Origin of the sequence: Diaphorobacter sp. JS3050, from assembly GCF_013154915.1 — a bacterium.
GTDB classification, from domain to species: Bacteria; Pseudomonadota; Gammaproteobacteria; order Burkholderiales; family Burkholderiaceae_C; genus Diaphorobacter; species Diaphorobacter nitroreducens.
The window spans coordinates 1,932,895-1,947,701 of record NZ_CP053553.1 but is presented as its reverse complement, the minus strand read 5'-3'; the positions used below and the strand labels follow the sequence as shown (position 1 = coordinate 1,947,701).

Below are 14,807 nucleotides of genomic sequence, written 5' to 3'. Positions count from 1 at the left end.
AACTCGTCATGTTCACCAAAATTCTGATTGCCAACCGAGGCGAAATCGCCTGCCGCGTGATAGCCACGGCCAAGAAGATGGGCATTGCCACCGTGGCCGTCTACTCCGACGCCGACAAGGACGCGCGCCATGTCAAGCTGGCCGACGAGGCCGTGCACATCGGCGCCGCGCCCAGCCGCGAGTCGTATCTGCTGGCCGACAAGATCATTGCCGCCTGCAAGCAGACCGGCGCGCAGGCGGTGCATCCGGGCTACGGCTTCCTGTCCGAGAACGAAGCCTTCGCCAAGCGGGTGGAGGAGGAGGGCATCGTCTTCATTGGCCCCAAGCATGCGGCGATCGCCGCCATGGGCGACAAGATCGCTTCCAAGAAGCTGGCCAACCAGGCGGGTGTGAACACCATCCCCGGATACAACGACCCCATCGCCGGGCCCGAGGCCGCGGTGGAGATCGCCAAGGGCATCGGCTACCCGGTGATGATCAAGGCCTCGGCCGGTGGCGGCGGCAAGGGCCTGCGCGTGGCGTTCAATGACAAGGAAGCCTTTGAAGGCTTTGCCAGTTGCCAGAACGAGGCGCGCAACAGCTTTGGCGACGACCGCATCTTCATCGAGAAGTTCGTGCAGGAGCCGCGCCACATCGAGATCCAGGTGCTGGGCGACGCCCACGGCAACGTGATCTACCTGAACGAGCGCGAATGCTCCATCCAGCGTCGCCACCAAAAGGTGATCGAGGAGGCGCCATCCCCCTTCATCAGCGACGCCACCCGCAAGGCCATGGGCGAGCAGGCCGTGGCCCTGGCCAAGGCCGTGGGCTACCAAAGCGCCGGCACGGTGGAGTTCGTGGTCGGCAAGGACCAGGACTTCTACTTCCTGGAGATGAACACCCGCCTGCAGGTGGAGCACCCGGTGACCGAGTGCATCACCGGTCTGGATCTGGTGGAACTCATGATCCGCGTGGCCGCCGGCGAAAAGCTCGCCATCCGCCAGGAAGACGTGAAGCGCGACGGCTGGGCCATCGAGTGCCGCATCAACGCCGAGGACCCGTTCCGCAACTTCCTGCCCTCCACCGGACGGCTGGTGCGTTTCCAGGCGCCGGAAGAGTCCATGTTCCAGGGCGACACGACCAAGAAGTATGGCGTGCGCGTGGACACGGGTGTGTTCGAAGGCGGTGAGATCCCGATGTACTACGACTCGATGATCGCCAAGCTCATCGTGCACGGCCAGGACCGCAACGACGCCATCGAAAAGATGCGCGCTGCGCTCAACGGCTTCGTGATCCGCGGCATCAGCAGCAACATCCCTTTCCAGGCGGCGCTGCTGGCGCACCCGAAATTCGTGGCCGGCCAGTTCAACACCGGCTTCATTGCGGAGCACTACGGCAAGGGCTTCGCCGCCGAAGACGTGCCACACGACGACCCGCTGTTCCTGGTGGCGCTGGCGGCGTACATGAACCGCCGCTACCGCGCGCGTGCATCGGGCATCAGCGGCCAGCTCACGGGTCATGAGGTGCAGGTGGGCGCGCAGTTCACCGTGGTGGTGCTGGGCGCACAGGGCAACAACATCCACCATGAAGTGACGGTCACCGACTATGAGCCAGAGAGCCGCTCCAGCGCCGTGACCATCGGCAACACCACCTACCGCATCAGCAGTACGGCCGGCCTGGGCGACATCCGCGTGCAGGGCCAGTGCAACGGCAAGGGCTTCACGGCGCAGGTGGAGCGCGGTACGGCCAAGAACCCGCTGGCGCTGCGCATCAGCCACAACGGTACGCAGATCGACGCGCTGGTGCTGTCGCCGCTGGGCGCAAGGTTGCACCAGCTCATGCCCTTCAAGGCACCACCGGACCTGTCCAAGTTCCTGCTGTCGCCCATGCCGGGCCTGCTGGTGGACGTCGCGGTGCAGCCGGGCCAGAAGGTGCAGGCCGGCGAGAAGCTGGCCGTGATTGAGGCCATGAAGATGGAGAACATCCTCTTCGCGGCGCAGGACGGCGTGGTGGGCAAGATCGTCGCGGGCAAGGGCGAGTCGCTGGCGGTGGATCAGGTCATCCTGGAATTTCAATGAAAACAGCATCTAACGCTTGCCCTGCAAGCGCTAGCAGCTATCAATAAAGGAGTAAATGGATGACACGCCCCTTCAAAGTGCTGGGCATTCAGCAGGTGGCCATCGGCGGCACCGACAAGCAGCGCATGAAGACCTTGTGGGTGGACATGCTCGGCCTCACGCAGACGGGTACCTTCCAGAGCGAGCGAGAGAACGTGGACGAGGACATCCTTGCCATGGGGCAGGGCGCCTTCAAGGTGGAGGTGGACATCATGCAGCCCCTGGACATCGAGAAAAAGCCTGCCGTGCACGCCACGCCGCTGAACCACATCGGCCTGTGGATCGATGACCTGCCCAAGGCGGTGGAATGGCTGACCGCACAGGGTGTGCGCTTTGCGCCCGGGGGCATCCGCAAAGGCGCGGCGGGCTACGACATCACCTTCCTGCATCCCAAGAGCAATGACGAGTTCCCGATCGCCGGGGAGGGTGTCCTGATCGAACTGGTGCAGGCGCCGCCCGAGGTGATCGCGGCGTTGGGTTGAAAAGGACAAGCTTCGACGAAGCACCTGACTGCTGAAAAGCAAGAGAGCCCTGGTCCATGCGACCAGGGCTTTTTTTATGGTCATGCCGCATCTTCAGCAAAAACAGCAGGATGTTTCTGGTAATTAAGTGGCATTACAGGAGATTTGATGGCAGATGAACAACACGACTTGCTTCCTCCATCTTCATTCCCGTTTTTTCACTTATATGCATTCAAGATGCATTAAAAATAACGCAAATACGCCTCTTTTAGGAGCATCTTTTTCCATCCTGCTTTTTTGAACGCGAAGGCTTCACAGACCACTCAAGCCTTTACACAATCAGGAGCAGCGCCCAGCAGTGGCGACCGCAGAACCGGAGAAATTTGATGACCTCAGCCACGACAGCCCCGCATACAACCCAGACCCTGCAGTTTCATCCTCGCGTTGCCGAGAGTGTTGCGACGCAGCGAGGGGAGGGCTGGAGCATTCAAGCGGTACAGGAGCTCCTCGATCTTCCATTCATGGAACTGCTCTGGCGCGCGCAGGCCACGCACCGCGCACATTGGCCCCAGGGCGACATCGAATTGGCCACGCTGCTGTCCGTGAAAACAGGCGGCTGTCCGGAAAACTGCGGCTACTGCCCCCAGTCGGCGGAGTTCGATACCGGCGTGAAGGCCGAAAAACTCATGAGCGTGCAGGAGGTAACCCAGGCAGCGCAAGCCGCCAAGGACGCCGGCGCGACGCGCTTTTGCATGGGCGCCGCCTGGCGAGCTCCGAAGGACCGCGACATCGAAAAGATAAGCGAGCTGATCACCGCCGTGAAAGACCTAGGCTTGCAGACCTGCGCCACGCTGGGCATGTTGCAGTCGCACCAGGCCCAGGCGCTGAAGGATGCGGGACTGGACTACTACAACCACAACCTGGACACGGCCCCCGAGTACTACAGCGACGTGGTCAGCACGCGCCAGTACCAGGACCGGCTGGATACGCTGCGCCATGTGCGCGACGCAGGCATCAACGTGTGCTGCGGCGGCATCGTTGGCATGGGCGAAGCGCCGGTGCACCGCGCGGGTCTCATCGCGCAGTTGGCCAACCTAAACCCGTATCCGGAGTCGGTGCCCATCAACAGCCTGGTGCGCGTTCCCGGAACACCGTTGGCCGACAGCGAGCCGGTGGACCCGCTGGACTTCGTGCGCGTGATCGCGGTGGCCCGCATCACCATGCCCAAGGCTCGCGTACGCCTGTCCGCCGGCCGCCAGCAGCTTGGCGACGCGGTGCAGGCTTTGTGCTTCTTGGCGGGTGCCAATTCCATCTTCTATGGCGACAAGCTGCTCGTGACGGGTAACCCGGATGTAGAGGCCGACACCCAACTGCTGGCCAAACTGGGGTTGAAGGGTACGCCCAACCAAACCACCACAGAAACTGCTTGCGGTGCTTAATCTGCATGCGCTGTTTTGTACAGAGGATGCGCGCCCTGAATAATCGGGGTGTCACCAGAGCCGGGTACGGTTTTCGGTACGCCATCGAGTAAGCGGCAGGATTAGTCAGTTCAATTATTTAACATAATATACATCGTATCTAGTACACTAGCGGCCGGGCCTGAGGCACCACAACCCCGACATCCGCGCCCAGCTCAGGGAACGATCCCACCCTCCGCGTAAACGTTCAGTGACCAGCCCTTTTCAATTGACTACGATGGCTGGCATGTCCCAAACACTCGCCACGTCAACTATCTCCTTCGGCCATCACGGTCGCGTGTGTATTGTCACGGGCGGTGCCCAGGGCATTGGCGAGGCCTGCGTGCGCAGGCTGGCGCGCGACGGTGCCAAGGTGGTGATCGCAGACATGGATGATGCCCGCGGACGTGCGCTTGCCGATGCGGTGCCGCAAGCCGCCTACATTCATTGCGATGTAGGCAACAAGTCCGAAGTGGATGCCATGGTAGGTCAAACCATGGCGCTGCACGGGCGCATCGACGTATTGGTCAACAACGCGGGCATCTTCCGCGCTGCGGACTTTCTGGAGGTGACCGAGGAAGACTTCGACGCGGTACTGCGCGTGAACCTCAAGGGTGCCTTTCTCATGGGCCAGGCCGTGGCACGCGAAATGGTGCGCTCGGGCGGCGGCAGCATCGTGAACATGAGTTCCGTCAACGGCGTTTTGGCCATTCCGAACATCGCCAGCTACAACGTGAGCAAGGGTGGCATCAATCAGCTCACCCGCGTGATGGCGCTGGCGCTGGCGGACCGTGGCATCCGCGTGAACGCGGTGGCGCCCGGCACCATTGCCACGGAACTCGCCGCAAAGGCCGTGCTGACGAGCGACGAGGCCCGGCTCAAGATCCTGAGCCGCACGCCGATGAAGCGCCTGGGTGAGCCTTCGGAGGTCGCTGATGTGGTGGCATGGCTCGCCAGCGACGCCGCCAGTTATGTGACCGGCGAGATCGTCACCGTGGACGGCGGCCGCATGACGCTCAACTACACCGTGCCGGTCTAGCCCAGCCCATCACTCTGCGCAACAGGCCGCAGGGTCTTTGGGTTGACGGCACAATCCATGCCATGAGACTTCTGCACACCATGCTGCGCGTTGGCAATCTCCAGCGCTCCATCGATTTCTACACCCAGGTGCTGGGCATGCAGTTGCTGCGCACCTCCGAAAACCCTGAATACAAATACTCTCTGGCCTTCCTGGGCTTCGAGGGCGGCAACCCCGGCCAGGCCGAGATCGAGCTGACGTACAACTGGGGGGTGGAAAGCTATGAGATGGGCACAGCCTACGGCCACATTGCCCTGGGCGTGCCCGACGCCTACGCCGCCTGCGAGAAGATCAAGGCCGCCGGCGGCACCGTGACACGCGAGGCCGGGCCGGTCAAGGGTGGCACCACGGTGATCGCCTTTGTGACCGATCCTGACGGCTACAAGATTGAATTGATCGAGCGCAGGAGCGATGCCGGCGCAGGCACCGGTCTGCGCTAGTTTGCTCCTTATTTAATAGCTGCTAGCGCTTATCCACAAAGCGCTACAGCCCATTTTTACTTGTATTCATCAAACCCGCTGCAACGCGCTGGCTTCGCGCGCTAGACGGGTGATGCGGGACCAGTCGCCCTGCTCCAGCGCATCCGCGGGCACCAGCCACGACCCGCCCACGCAGGCCACGTTCTTGAGCGCCAGAAACTCCGCCGCATTGCCGGGCTGGATTCCGCCCGTCGGACAGAACGCCACGTCGCCAAACGGCCCCTGCCACGCTTTCAGCATGGCCGTACCGCCCGCCTGCACCGCAGGGAAGAACTTGAGCGCAGAGAAGCCCTCTTCCTGCGCCGTCATGATCTCGCTGCCCGTGTCCACGCCCGGCAGCAGCGGCAAGCCCGCATCGCGGCAGGCGCGGCCTACGGCGGGCGTAAAACCCGGACTGACGGCAAACCGCGCCCCGGCGCGCGCGGCAGCAGCCGCATCAGCACTGGTGCGTACGGTGCCTGCGCCGACCACGGCATCGGGCACCTCCGCGGCGATGGCCCGCATGCATTCGAGGGCTTGCGGCGTGCGCAACGTCACCTCCAGCATGCGGATACCACCGGCGACCAGCGCGCGCGCCATCGGCACGGCATGCCGCACGTCGTGCAGAACGATGACCGGGATCACGGGCGCATCGCGCATCACATCGAGCGCCGTGATGGTGTGTTGCGTCACAGCCATGTACAGGCCCCCTCTTCCGCGCTGAGCGCATTGCGCCGCATGCCGGCGAACAGTTCGCGCCCCCAACCGCGTGCGTTGTCCTGCAGCAAGCCGGGCGGCACGGTGGCAGGCGTGCGCGCCTGCCATTCGGCCGCATCGACCAGCACATCGAGCGTGCCCGCCACGGCATCCAGCCGGATGACGTCACCGTCGCGCACCAGCGCCAGCGGGCCGCCGGCATGCGCCTCGGGCGATGCGTGGATGGCCGCAGGCACCTTGCCCGAGGCGCCGCTCATGCGGCCGTCGGTGACCAGCGCCACCTTGTAGCCCTTGCCCTGCAGCACGGCCAGCGGCGGGGTGAGCTTGTGCAGTTCTGGCATGCCATTGGCCTGGGGCCCCTGCCAGCGCACCACGCAGACCACGTCGCGGTCCAGTTCGCCGGCCTGGAAGGCCTGCTGCAGTTCGCCCTGCGAGGCAAACACGCGTGCGGGCGCCTGCACCACATGCCGGTCGGGCGGCACGGCGGAGACCTTGATCACGCTGCGCCCCAGGTTGCCCGACAGCAGCTTGAGGCCGCCCGTGGCGCTGAAAGGGTCGGCCGCAGGGCGCAGCACGCTGTCGTCACGCGAGGCGCCGATGTCGGCCCAGTGCAGTTGCTGATCGGCGGTTCCCTGCGGCTCGCGCGTGTATTCGCGGATACCTCCAGGGCGAACGGTGAGCACGTCCTCATGCATCAGCCCGGCATCGAGCAGCTCGCGGATCACATAGCCGGGGCCGCCGGCGGCCTGGAATTGGTTCACGTCCGCGCTGCCGTTGGGGTACACGCGCGCCAGCAACGGCACGACGGCGGACAGGGCGGAAAAGTCGTCCCAGTCGATCACGAGGCCCGCCGCGCGCGCCACGGCCACCCAGTGGATCAGGTGGTTGGTGGATCCTCCCGTGGCCAGCAGCGTCACCATGGCGTTGACGATAGCGCGCTCGTCTACCACGCGCCCGATAGGTGGGCATGACGCCCCCTTGTCGCCCAGCACCGTGCGTGCGGCCTCACGCGTAAGTTCCTGGCGCAGCGCCTGACCCGGGTTCACGAAGGCCGTGCCCGGCACATGCAGGCCCATGGCCTCCAGCATCATCTGATTGCTGTTGGCCGTGCCGTAGAAGGTGCACGTGCCCGGCGAGTGGTAAGCGGCCATCTCGGCCTCCAGCAGTTCACCGCGGCCCACCAGGCCTTGCGCGGCCTGCTCGCGCACCTTGGCCTTGGCGCTGTTGGACAGGCCCGAAGTCATCGGCCCCGCCGGCACGAACACCGTGGGCAGATGGCCGAACTGCAGCGCCCCCACCAGCAGGCCAGGCACGATCTTGTCGCACACACCGAGCATGAGCGCGCCATCGAACACGTCGTGGCTCAGCGCCACGGCCGTGGCCATGGCGATCACGTCGCGGCTGAACAGGCTTAACTCCATGCCGGGTGTGCCCTGCGTCACGCCATCGCACATGGCGGGTACGCCGCCCGCCACCTGGGCCGTGGCTCCGCGCTTGCGCACCTCGTCCTTGATCAGGTCCGGGTAATGCTGCAGCGGCGCATGGGCCGACAGCATGTCGTTGTACGCCGTGACGATGCCGATGTTGGGTGCCTTCTGGACCACCACACGCAGCTTGTCGTTGCCAGGCATGCCGGCGAAGGCGTGGGCCACATTGGCGCAACCCAGGCGGTCTGCACCGCGGTCGCGGCGCGCCTGGAACTCAAGCTGCTGCAGATAGGCGCCGCGCGTAGGGGCGCTGCGCTGGCGGATGCGCTCGGTGACGGTGTGGACGGTGTCGTGCAGGGGCATGCTGGGTGGCGCGAGGGCGGCTGTGGGAGGGTTGCAGAAAACGACTGCGGGCAAGCATTGCCCCGGATCCTACGCGCCAGTGGGCGACACAGGTGTAGGCCGAGGGCACATGGCAGGGAACCGAGGGCAGGCGCCGCCGCCTGCCCCACCCTGCGCTTACTTGGCGTTGCGCGCCTGCTGGACGGCGGCGTTCACCTCGTCCCAGGTCTGCTGGCCCACCGACTTGGCGATGCCCGCGTTCACGCTGACCAGCTTCTCGCGCATGCGGTTGGCCTCGGCGGCCGACAGCTCGTTAACCTGCATGCCCTTGCCCTTCAGGTCGGCCAGGGCCTTGGCGGCCTCTTCACGCGTGTCCTTGCGCTCGAAATCGCGGCTCTTGATGGCGGCGTCCTGCAGCACCTTCTTCTCGGCTGCGGACAGGCCGTCCCACCATTTCTTGCTCACCGTGACGATCCAGGGGCTGTACACGTGGTTGGTCACCGTGAGGTACTTCTGCACCTCGTAGAACTTGCTGGAGACGATGGTGTTGTAGGGGTTCTCCTGACCGTCCACGGCGCGCGTTTCCAACGCGGTGAACAGCTCGGAGAACGGCAGCGGCACGGCGTTGGCGCCCAGGGCCTTGAAGCTGTCGAGGAACACGTTGTTCTGCATCACGCGCAGCTTGATGTCGTTCAGGTCTTCCAGCTTGGCGACGGGGCGCTTGCTGTTGGTGAGGTTACGGAAACCGTTCTCCCAGTACACCAGGCCCACCATACCCTTGGCTTCCAGCTTGGCCTTGATCTTGTCGCCCACGGGGCCGTCCAGCACCACATCGGCTTCCTTGGCGTTGCTGAAGAGGAACGGCGTGTCCCACACGGCCATCTCCGGCACCAGGCCCACCAGCGTGGCGGTGGAGCCCACCATCATCTCCTGCGCGCCGCCGATCAGCGCCTGCTGCATCTGCGTGTCGGAGCCCAGCGAGGCGTTGCCAATGGCACGCACCTTCATCTTGCCGCCGGTGGCCTTTTCCACTTCTTGCGCAAACATGCGAGCCGCGCGGCCCTGGTTGGAGTTGTCCACCAGGCCATAGCCGAAACGCACGATGCGCGGCTTGAAGTCCTGCGCCTGTGCAGCGCCGGTGGCAACGAGTGCGGCCACGAGGCCGGCAAGAGCAAAGCGGATACGCATGGGAAGTCTCCTTTGGACAGTCAGGGTGAAAAGGGATGAAAAGCTCAGTGCATCCAGCGCAGCGGCGCGGTGATGAGGGCCGGGAACAGCGTGAACAGGACCGCCAGCAGCACATACACGGCCAGGAACGGCGTGGTGCCGCGGATCACGGTCTCCATGCGCAGGCGGCCCACGCCCGCCACCACGTTCTGCACCGTGCCCACGGGTGGGGTGATGAGGCCAATACAGCCCACGTAGATGAACATGAAGCCGAAGTACACGGGGTCGATGCCCGCCTTGGCGGCCAGCGGCGCGCAGACGGGGCCGAAGATCAGGATGGTGGGCGTGAGGTCCATGGCCGTGCCCACCACCAACAGGAAGGTCATCATCAGCGCCATGAACAGCACGGGATTGCCCATCACGCCGGCGAAGCTGTCGGCCAGCATGTTGGGCAGGTCGGCCAGGGTGATCATGTAGGCCGTGACGGTGGCGGCGCCGCACAGGAACATGACCACCGCCGTGGTCTTGCCCGCGGCCAGGAACACGTCGTACAGCTGCGACCAGTTCAGTTCGCGGTACACGAACATGGACACCAGCAGCGCATACACGGCGGCGACCACGGCGGCCTCGGTGGGCGTGAAAATGCCGCCGCGCAGGCCGCCCAGGATGATGACCGGCATCATCATGGCCCAGAAGCTCTTGGTCAGCGCCTTCATGCGCGGGCCCCACGCCACACGCTCCATCGAGGGCAGGTCGTGGCGGCGCGCAATCCAGGCCCAGGCGCCGATCAGGAAGATGCCCATCATCAGGCCCGGTGCCACGCCCGAGAGGAACAGCTTGCTGATCGAGGTATTCGTCGTCACCCCGTAGATCACGAACGGCATGGACGGCGGGATGATCGGCGCGATGATGCCGCCGGACGCCAGCAGGCCCGCGCTGTAGCTCATCGGGTATTTCTGCTCGCGCATCATCGGCAGCAGGATGGTGGCCAGCGCCGCCGTGTCGGCAATGGCCGAGCCGCTCATGGACGCCAACAGCACGGCCGCGCCAATCACCACGAAGCCCAGCCCGCCGCGGATATGCCCCACGAAGGCGCGCGCCAGGTCGATGATGCGCCGCGACAGGCCGCCCGCGTTCATCAGCTCGCCCGCCAGGATGAAGAACGGCACGGCCAGCAGCGGAAAGTTGTCAAAGCCGGCCTGCAGGTTTTGCGCCAGCAGCTGCGAATCGAAGAAGTCCAGGTGCCACATCAGGGCGACACCCGTCAGCACCAGGGCGTGGGCGATGGGCATGCCGATCACCATGCCGCCGATGAGCACCAAAAGAAAGATGGCGGTAACGATCATGGTGCGCCCTACTCCACCGACGTTTCCGCGTCGCTGCCATGCGGCAACGGCTCGCCGCGGCGCAGATCCACCACCACGCCCACCAGCAGGCCCACGGCCAGTACCAGCGTCGCCGCGGCGCCCAGCGCCAGCGGATAACCCAGCACGGTGCTGTAGCTGTCCATGCCGGCGATCACCTGTTCCCACGAACCCTTGAGCAGCAGCAGCATGCCGCCCGCCACCAGAGCCTGGCTGGCCCAGAACAGCAGCTTGCGCGAGCGGCCCTTCAGGCGCGAAGTGAGCATGTCAAAGCCCAGGTGCTTGCCCTCAAAGGCCGCGACGATGGTGCCCACCGCCACCAGCCACACGAACAGCAGGCGCGAGATCTCCTCGTACGAGACGATGCTCGTGGAGAACACGTAGCGCAACACCACGTTGACGAACACGGCCACGACCATGCCGGCCAGTGCGAGCACCATGAAATGCTCGGCCAGGCGCTGCACCAGGGGCTTGCGCGGCCGTTCCTGCGGGGAGGGGGAAGAAGCGCTCATGCACTGTCTCCGGAAGACGACGAAAGGGAAGCAGCTGCGTTGCCGCGCAGCCATTGGACGACGGACCGGGCCAGCTCGTCCACGGGGCGTGTGGCATCCAGCGTCAACACGCGCGGCTCGCCCTCGGGCGACTCCAGCGTGGCGAACTGATCGGCCACCAGAGCGGGCGAAAAGAAATGCCCCGCGCGCGTCTGCACGCGCTGCAATGCCTGCTCATAGTCCAGCGCCAGAAACACGAATCCCACGCGCGGGTTGCCCGCACGCAGGCGGTCGCGGTATTTGCGGCGCAGCGCCGAGCAGGTCAGCACTACGCCCGCCGTGCCCGCAGGCGCCGCCAGCAATGCGGCCAACCGGTCCAGCCAGCCCGCGCGGTCGGCATCGGTCAAGGGCACGCCGGCGCGCATTTTGGCAATGCTCTCGGGAGCATGGTGGGCATCGCCCTCATGCAGCACCCAGCCCAGCGTTTTTGCGCAGGCCTCGCCCACGCTGGACTTGCCGCAGCCGGAAACGCCCATCACCACGATGGCATCGATGTCACAGGTCAAGATAGCGCTATCTCTAAAGATTCAAAAAAACGGCTGCCTCCCAGGACGCAAGCCGTTCACCCGAAGTTCACGGCTTCACGCCGCGGCTTCTCATGGAGAAATTTCGCTGCATCGCATGGGGAGAAGCTACTCCTCCCCACAAACCCGCGAAAACCCCATGAAAGATAGCGCTATCTTAAGGGACAATTTTGGCCAGAATTCCTAGGAATAACCCTTGACCGCCAACCGACGACCGCGCCGCTCCAGCGGCCGCATCACCCTGAACGACGTGGCAGGCGCCGCCGGCGTGAGTCCCATCACCGTGTCGCGTGCCCTGCGCGGCGAACGCACCGTGGACCCTGCGTTGGCCGAACGCGTGCGCGAGGCGGCCGATCGGCTGGGCTACGTACCCGACCCGGCCGCGCGCGCGCTGGCGTCGCAGCGCAGCACGCAGGTGCTGGTGCTGGTGCCGCTGCTGTCCAACGCGCTGTTCGTGGATCTGCTGGAGGCGGTGCACCGCACGCTGTTCCCCAAGGGCTTTCAGCCGCTCATCGGCGTGACCCACTACGACAGCGCCGAGGAAGAGTTGCTGCTGCGCACCTACCTGCCCCACCGCCCCGCCGGCCTGCTGGTGACGGGGTTCGACCGCAGCGAGGCCGCACGCCAGCTCATCGTGCACAGCGGCGTGCCGTGCGTGCACCTCATGGAGACCAGCGCCGCGCCTGGTGTGGCCTGCGTGGGCTTTTCGCAGCAGGACGCGGGCGCCACCATCACGCGCCACCTCCTGGAACGCGGGCGCAAGCGCATCGCCTTTTGCGCCGCGCAACTGGACCCGCGCGTGCTGCAGCGCGCCGAAGGGTACCGGCGCACTCTGCGCGAAGCGGGCCTGTACGACCCGCGCCTGGAGTTGCTAAGCCCCGAGCGCTCTTCCATCGCCCTGGGCGCCCGGCTGTTCGAGGACCTGGTGCAACGCATGCCCGACGTGGACGCCATCTTCTTTTGCAACGACGACATTGCCCAGGGCGGGCTGCTGGCGGCCAACCGCATGCGCATCGACGTGCCGGGGCGCATCGCCGTCGCGGGATTCAACGACTTGGCCGGCAGCGCGCAGATGGTGCCGCCGCTGACCACCATCCGCACACCGCGCAGCGAAGTCGGCCGCGCCGGCGCCGACATGCTGCTGGGCCTGATGCGCGGCACGCTGGCCCAGCCGCAGTGCGTGCAGCTGGACTACGAGCTGATCGTGCGCGAGAGTACGTGAACAAGGATGCAGCGCAGTGCGCTACAGCTTTGGTAGCTTTTCGCGCTTGCAAATCAAGCACTCAAGGCAAAAAAGTACCTGAATCCTTCTTCAAACAAGCGCGACCAGCTATTGAATATGTAGCACGCCAGACACAAAAAAGCCCGGCATTACCGGGCTTTCGCAGGCTTGGCGCATCCAGGCTCAGGGAGCCAGAATCACCTCCACGCGGCGCGCCTCGGCATTGCTGCCGCTGCCCTGCGTGGCTTCGGGCTTCTTCAGCTCCACCTTCTCTTCGGCCACACCCAGGGCCTTCAGGGCGTCGCGCACGGCCAGCGCGCGCTGCTTGGCCAGCTCGGCGTTCACGGCCGCGTCGCCCGTGGCGTCATGGAAGCCCGACACCACGGCGGTCTTGCCGCCGTCCACCACGCCCTTGACCACGTCGCCCAGCGCTTCGTTGGCGCCCGGGGCCAGCTCGGCCTTGCCGGTGGCGAAGAAGAACTTCACCACACCGCCCTCCACCACCACGCTGGCGGCGTCCTCGGTGATCATGATCACCACGCCGGGCGCGGCTGCCTCAGCCGCAGGGACCACAGCGGCGGCCGGCGCCTTGGGGGCGTGGGCAATGCCACGCTTGTAGACCACCACGCCCACGACGGTGGAGACCACCAGCGCGATCAGCGCGAAGAGGAACCCGAGTGCGAAGCGTTGCTGGCTGTCGTCGTCGGAGCTGTTGAAGGACATGTTGAGAACTCCCGTGAATAATCGGTGCGTTGGACAAAACCCATCGATTGTAGAGTCTCGCCATGCCGCCGCTTGCCGCTCCCCTGCGTGACCCCGCCCCCATGCTCGACCGCGCGCTGCATGAATGGGGCGGGCGCGACGACCTGTGGGTCTTTGGCTATGGCTCGCTGATCTGGCGGCCCGACTTTGCCTACGCCGAGCGGCGCGCGGCCACGGTGCACGGCTGGCACCGGGCTTTGAAGATGTGGAGCCGCGTGAATCGCGGCACGCCCGAATGCCCGGGCCTGGTGTTCGGCATGCTGTCGGGCGGCAGTTGCCGCGGCATGGTGTTCCGCGTGGACCACAGCCACGCGCGCCAGGTCATGGTCAACCTGTGGCAGCGCGAGATGGTCCTGGGCGTATACGACCCGCGCTGGCTCAACTGCCGCACGCCCCAGGGTGCGGTGCGCGCGCTGGCTTTCACGCTGTCGCGCAAGAGCCCCAGCCACACGGGTGTGTTGGCGGACGAGGAATATCGCCGCATCTTCGCGCAGGCCAGCGGCATCTACGGCACCACGCGCGACTACGCCGAGGCCACGCACGCCGAACTGCAACGCATGGGCATCCACGACCGGGCGCTCTCGCGTCTGATTGCGTTGGCGCGCGAACCGCGTTAGTTTGGCGGTTTTCAACCCTCCTGGAGAAATCGCATGTCCCTTCGCTACCTCCCCACGGGCGCGGCCCTGGCGGCTGCTGTCGCACTCGCCGGCTGCGCATCCATGTCCAGCGCGCCCTCGGCCACCGCCCGGCTGGAGCCTACGCGCGGCAACAGCACCCAGGGCACGGTGCGCTTCGTGCAAAGCGGTGATGCGGTGCGCGTCAGCGGCACGGTCAGCGGGCTCAAGCCGGGGGCGGAGCACGGCTTTCACATCCATGAGAAAGGCGACTGCTCCAGCGGGGACGGCAACAGCGCGGGCGGCCACTTCAATCCCACGGGCACACCGCATGGCCAACACGGCAAGGGACCGCACCACACCGGCGACCTGCCCAGCCTGCGCGCGGACGGCAACGGCGTGGCCACCTTCAACTTCGAGTCGCGCAGCATTCGCGTGGGCTCCGGCGCCACCGACATCGTGGGTCGCGGCCTGATCGTGCATGCCAACCCCGACGATTACGTCACCCAACCCACCGGCAACGCGGGCGCGCGCCTGGCGTGCGCGGTGATCGCCGGTCGCTGATCG

15 protein-coding genes are annotated in these 14,807 nt (G+C 65.5%); 8 read left to right on the top strand and 7 right to left on the bottom strand.

Features of this window, described 5'->3' with window-relative positions:
* Window positions 1–8 precede the first annotated feature (8 nt).
* The 5 genes from HND92_RS09435 (at window position 9) to gloA (ending at window position 5,532) form a co-directional block, all read left to right on the top strand.
* Window positions 9–2,057: an acetyl/propionyl/methylcrotonyl-CoA carboxylase subunit alpha gene (locus HND92_RS09435; RefSeq protein WP_172206822.1), complete on the top strand. Its 2,049-nt coding sequence runs from the start codon at window positions 9–11 to the stop codon at window positions 2,055–2,057.
* 59 nt (window positions 2,058–2,116) lie between these two features.
* Window positions 2,117–2,578 (top strand): VOC family protein, encoded by a 462-nt coding sequence (locus HND92_RS09430; protein ID WP_015913377.1) that lies wholly within the window; start codon window positions 2,117–2,119, stop codon window positions 2,576–2,578.
* 365 nt (window positions 2,579–2,943) lie between these two features.
* Window positions 2,944–3,996, top strand: a complete 1,053-nt coding sequence (gene bioB / locus HND92_RS09425; protein WP_103737679.1) for a biotin synthase BioB — start codon at window positions 2,944–2,946, stop codon at window positions 3,994–3,996.
* Window positions 3,997–4,261: 265 nt separating this feature from the next.
* Window positions 4,262–5,053, top strand: coding sequence for an SDR family NAD(P)-dependent oxidoreductase (locus HND92_RS09420; RefSeq protein WP_172206821.1), 792 nt, complete (start codon window positions 4,262–4,264; stop codon window positions 5,051–5,053).
* A gap of 62 nt (window positions 5,054–5,115) precedes the next feature.
* Window positions 5,116–5,532, top strand: a complete 417-nt coding sequence (gene gloA, locus HND92_RS09415; RefSeq protein ID WP_172206820.1) for a lactoylglutathione lyase — start codon at window positions 5,116–5,118, stop codon at window positions 5,530–5,532.
* A 69-nt stretch (window positions 5,533–5,601) separates the two neighbouring features.
* Here the strand turns inward: gloA and eda are convergent, their stop codons facing one another.
* From eda to HND92_RS09385, 6 genes are all read right to left on the bottom strand, one after another.
* Window positions 5,602–6,249: a bifunctional 4-hydroxy-2-oxoglutarate aldolase/2-dehydro-3-deoxy-phosphogluconate aldolase gene (eda, locus tag HND92_RS09410; RefSeq protein WP_172206819.1), complete on the bottom strand. Its 648-nt coding sequence runs from the start codon at window positions 6,247–6,249 to the stop codon at window positions 5,602–5,604.
* Entirely contained in the window at window positions 6,240–8,057 is a 1,818-nt protein-coding gene (gene edd / locus HND92_RS09405; protein ID WP_011805292.1) for a phosphogluconate dehydratase, read from the bottom strand. Before edd ends, eda begins: the two co-directional genes overlap by 10 nt.
* Window positions 8,058–8,213: 156 nt before the next feature.
* Window positions 8,214–9,224, bottom strand: coding sequence for a TRAP transporter substrate-binding protein (locus HND92_RS09400; protein ID WP_047351486.1), 1,011 nt, complete (start codon window positions 9,222–9,224; stop codon window positions 8,214–8,216).
* 44 nt (window positions 9,225–9,268) lie between these two features.
* A complete protein-coding gene (locus tag HND92_RS09395) occupies window positions 9,269–10,549 on the bottom strand; it encodes a TRAP transporter large permease (protein WP_135149235.1) in 1,281 nt (426 codons plus the stop codon).
* 8 nt (window positions 10,550–10,557) lie between these two features.
* A complete protein-coding gene (locus HND92_RS09390) occupies window positions 10,558–11,079 on the bottom strand; it encodes a TRAP transporter small permease (protein WP_123676600.1) in 522 nt (173 codons plus the stop codon).
* Window positions 11,076–11,594, bottom strand: coding sequence for a gluconokinase (locus HND92_RS09385; protein ID WP_047351512.1), 519 nt, complete (start codon window positions 11,592–11,594; stop codon window positions 11,076–11,078). Before HND92_RS09385 ends, HND92_RS09390 begins: the two co-directional genes overlap by 4 nt.
* A gap of 244 nt (window positions 11,595–11,838) precedes the next feature.
* Here HND92_RS09385 and HND92_RS09380 point away from each other — a divergent pair, with 244 nt between their 5' ends.
* Complete coding sequence (locus HND92_RS09380) at window positions 11,839–12,864, top strand: LacI family DNA-binding transcriptional regulator (protein ID WP_015913399.1); 1,026 nt, start codon at window positions 11,839–11,841, stop codon at window positions 12,862–12,864.
* A 183-nt stretch (window positions 12,865–13,047) separates the two neighbouring features.
* On the opposite strand, the gene HND92_RS09375 is transcribed toward HND92_RS09380, so the two are convergent.
* Window positions 13,048–13,587 carry an OmpA family protein gene (locus HND92_RS09375; RefSeq protein WP_103737687.1) on the bottom strand — a complete coding sequence of 180 codons (540 nt, stop codon included), beginning with the start codon at window positions 13,585–13,587 and terminating at the stop codon, window positions 13,048–13,050.
* Window positions 13,588–13,649: 62 nt separating this feature from the next.
* On the opposite strand from HND92_RS09375, the gene HND92_RS09370 reads away from it, so the two are divergent.
* Together HND92_RS09370 and HND92_RS09365 are read left to right on the top strand one after the other, a co-directional pair.
* Complete coding sequence (locus HND92_RS09370; RefSeq protein ID WP_172206818.1) at window positions 13,650–14,243, top strand: gamma-glutamylcyclotransferase; 594 nt, start codon at window positions 13,650–13,652, stop codon at window positions 14,241–14,243.
* Window positions 14,244–14,276: 33 nt separating this feature from the next.
* Window positions 14,277–14,804, top strand: coding sequence for a superoxide dismutase family protein (locus tag HND92_RS09365; protein ID WP_103737688.1), 528 nt, complete (start codon window positions 14,277–14,279; stop codon window positions 14,802–14,804).
* Window positions 14,805–14,807: the final 3 nt, after the last annotated feature.

Coding starts and splice junctions, on each gene's coding strand:
- HND92_RS09435 (WP_172206822.1), top strand. CDS start 9: ATGTTCACCAAAATTCTGATTGCCAACCGAGGCGAAATCGCCTGCCGC.
- HND92_RS09430 (WP_015913377.1), top strand. CDS start 2,117: ATGACACGCCCCTTCAAAGTGCTGGGCATTCAGCAGGTGGCCATCGGC.
- bioB (WP_103737679.1), top strand. CDS start 2,944: ATGACCTCAGCCACGACAGCCCCGCATACAACCCAGACCCTGCAGTTT.
- HND92_RS09420 (WP_172206821.1), top strand. CDS start 4,262: ATGTCCCAAACACTCGCCACGTCAACTATCTCCTTCGGCCATCACGGT.
- gloA (WP_172206820.1), top strand. CDS start 5,116: ATGAGACTTCTGCACACCATGCTGCGCGTTGGCAATCTCCAGCGCTCC.
- eda (WP_172206819.1), bottom strand. CDS start 6,249: ATGGCTGTGACGCAACACACCATCACGGCGCTCGATGTGATGCGCGAT.
- edd (WP_011805292.1), bottom strand. CDS start 8,057: ATGCCCCTGCACGACACCGTCCACACCGTCACCGAGCGCATCCGCCAG.
- HND92_RS09400 (WP_047351486.1), bottom strand. CDS start 9,224: ATGCGTATCCGCTTTGCTCTTGCCGGCCTCGTGGCCGCACTCGTTGCC.
- HND92_RS09395 (WP_135149235.1), bottom strand. CDS start 10,549: ATGATCGTTACCGCCATCTTTCTTTTGGTGCTCATCGGCGGCATGGTG.
- HND92_RS09390 (WP_123676600.1), bottom strand. CDS start 11,079: ATGAGCGCTTCTTCCCCCTCCCCGCAGGAACGGCCGCGCAAGCCCCTG.
- HND92_RS09385 (WP_047351512.1), bottom strand. CDS start 11,594: ATGGGCGTTTCCGGCTGCGGCAAGTCCAGCGTGGGCGAGGCCTGCGCA.
- HND92_RS09375 (WP_103737687.1), bottom strand. CDS start 13,587: ATGTCCTTCAACAGCTCCGACGACGACAGCCAGCAACGCTTCGCACTC.
- HND92_RS09370 (WP_172206818.1), top strand. CDS start 13,650: ATGCCGCCGCTTGCCGCTCCCCTGCGTGACCCCGCCCCCATGCTCGAC.
- HND92_RS09365 (WP_103737688.1), top strand. CDS start 14,277: ATGTCCCTTCGCTACCTCCCCACGGGCGCGGCCCTGGCGGCTGCTGTC.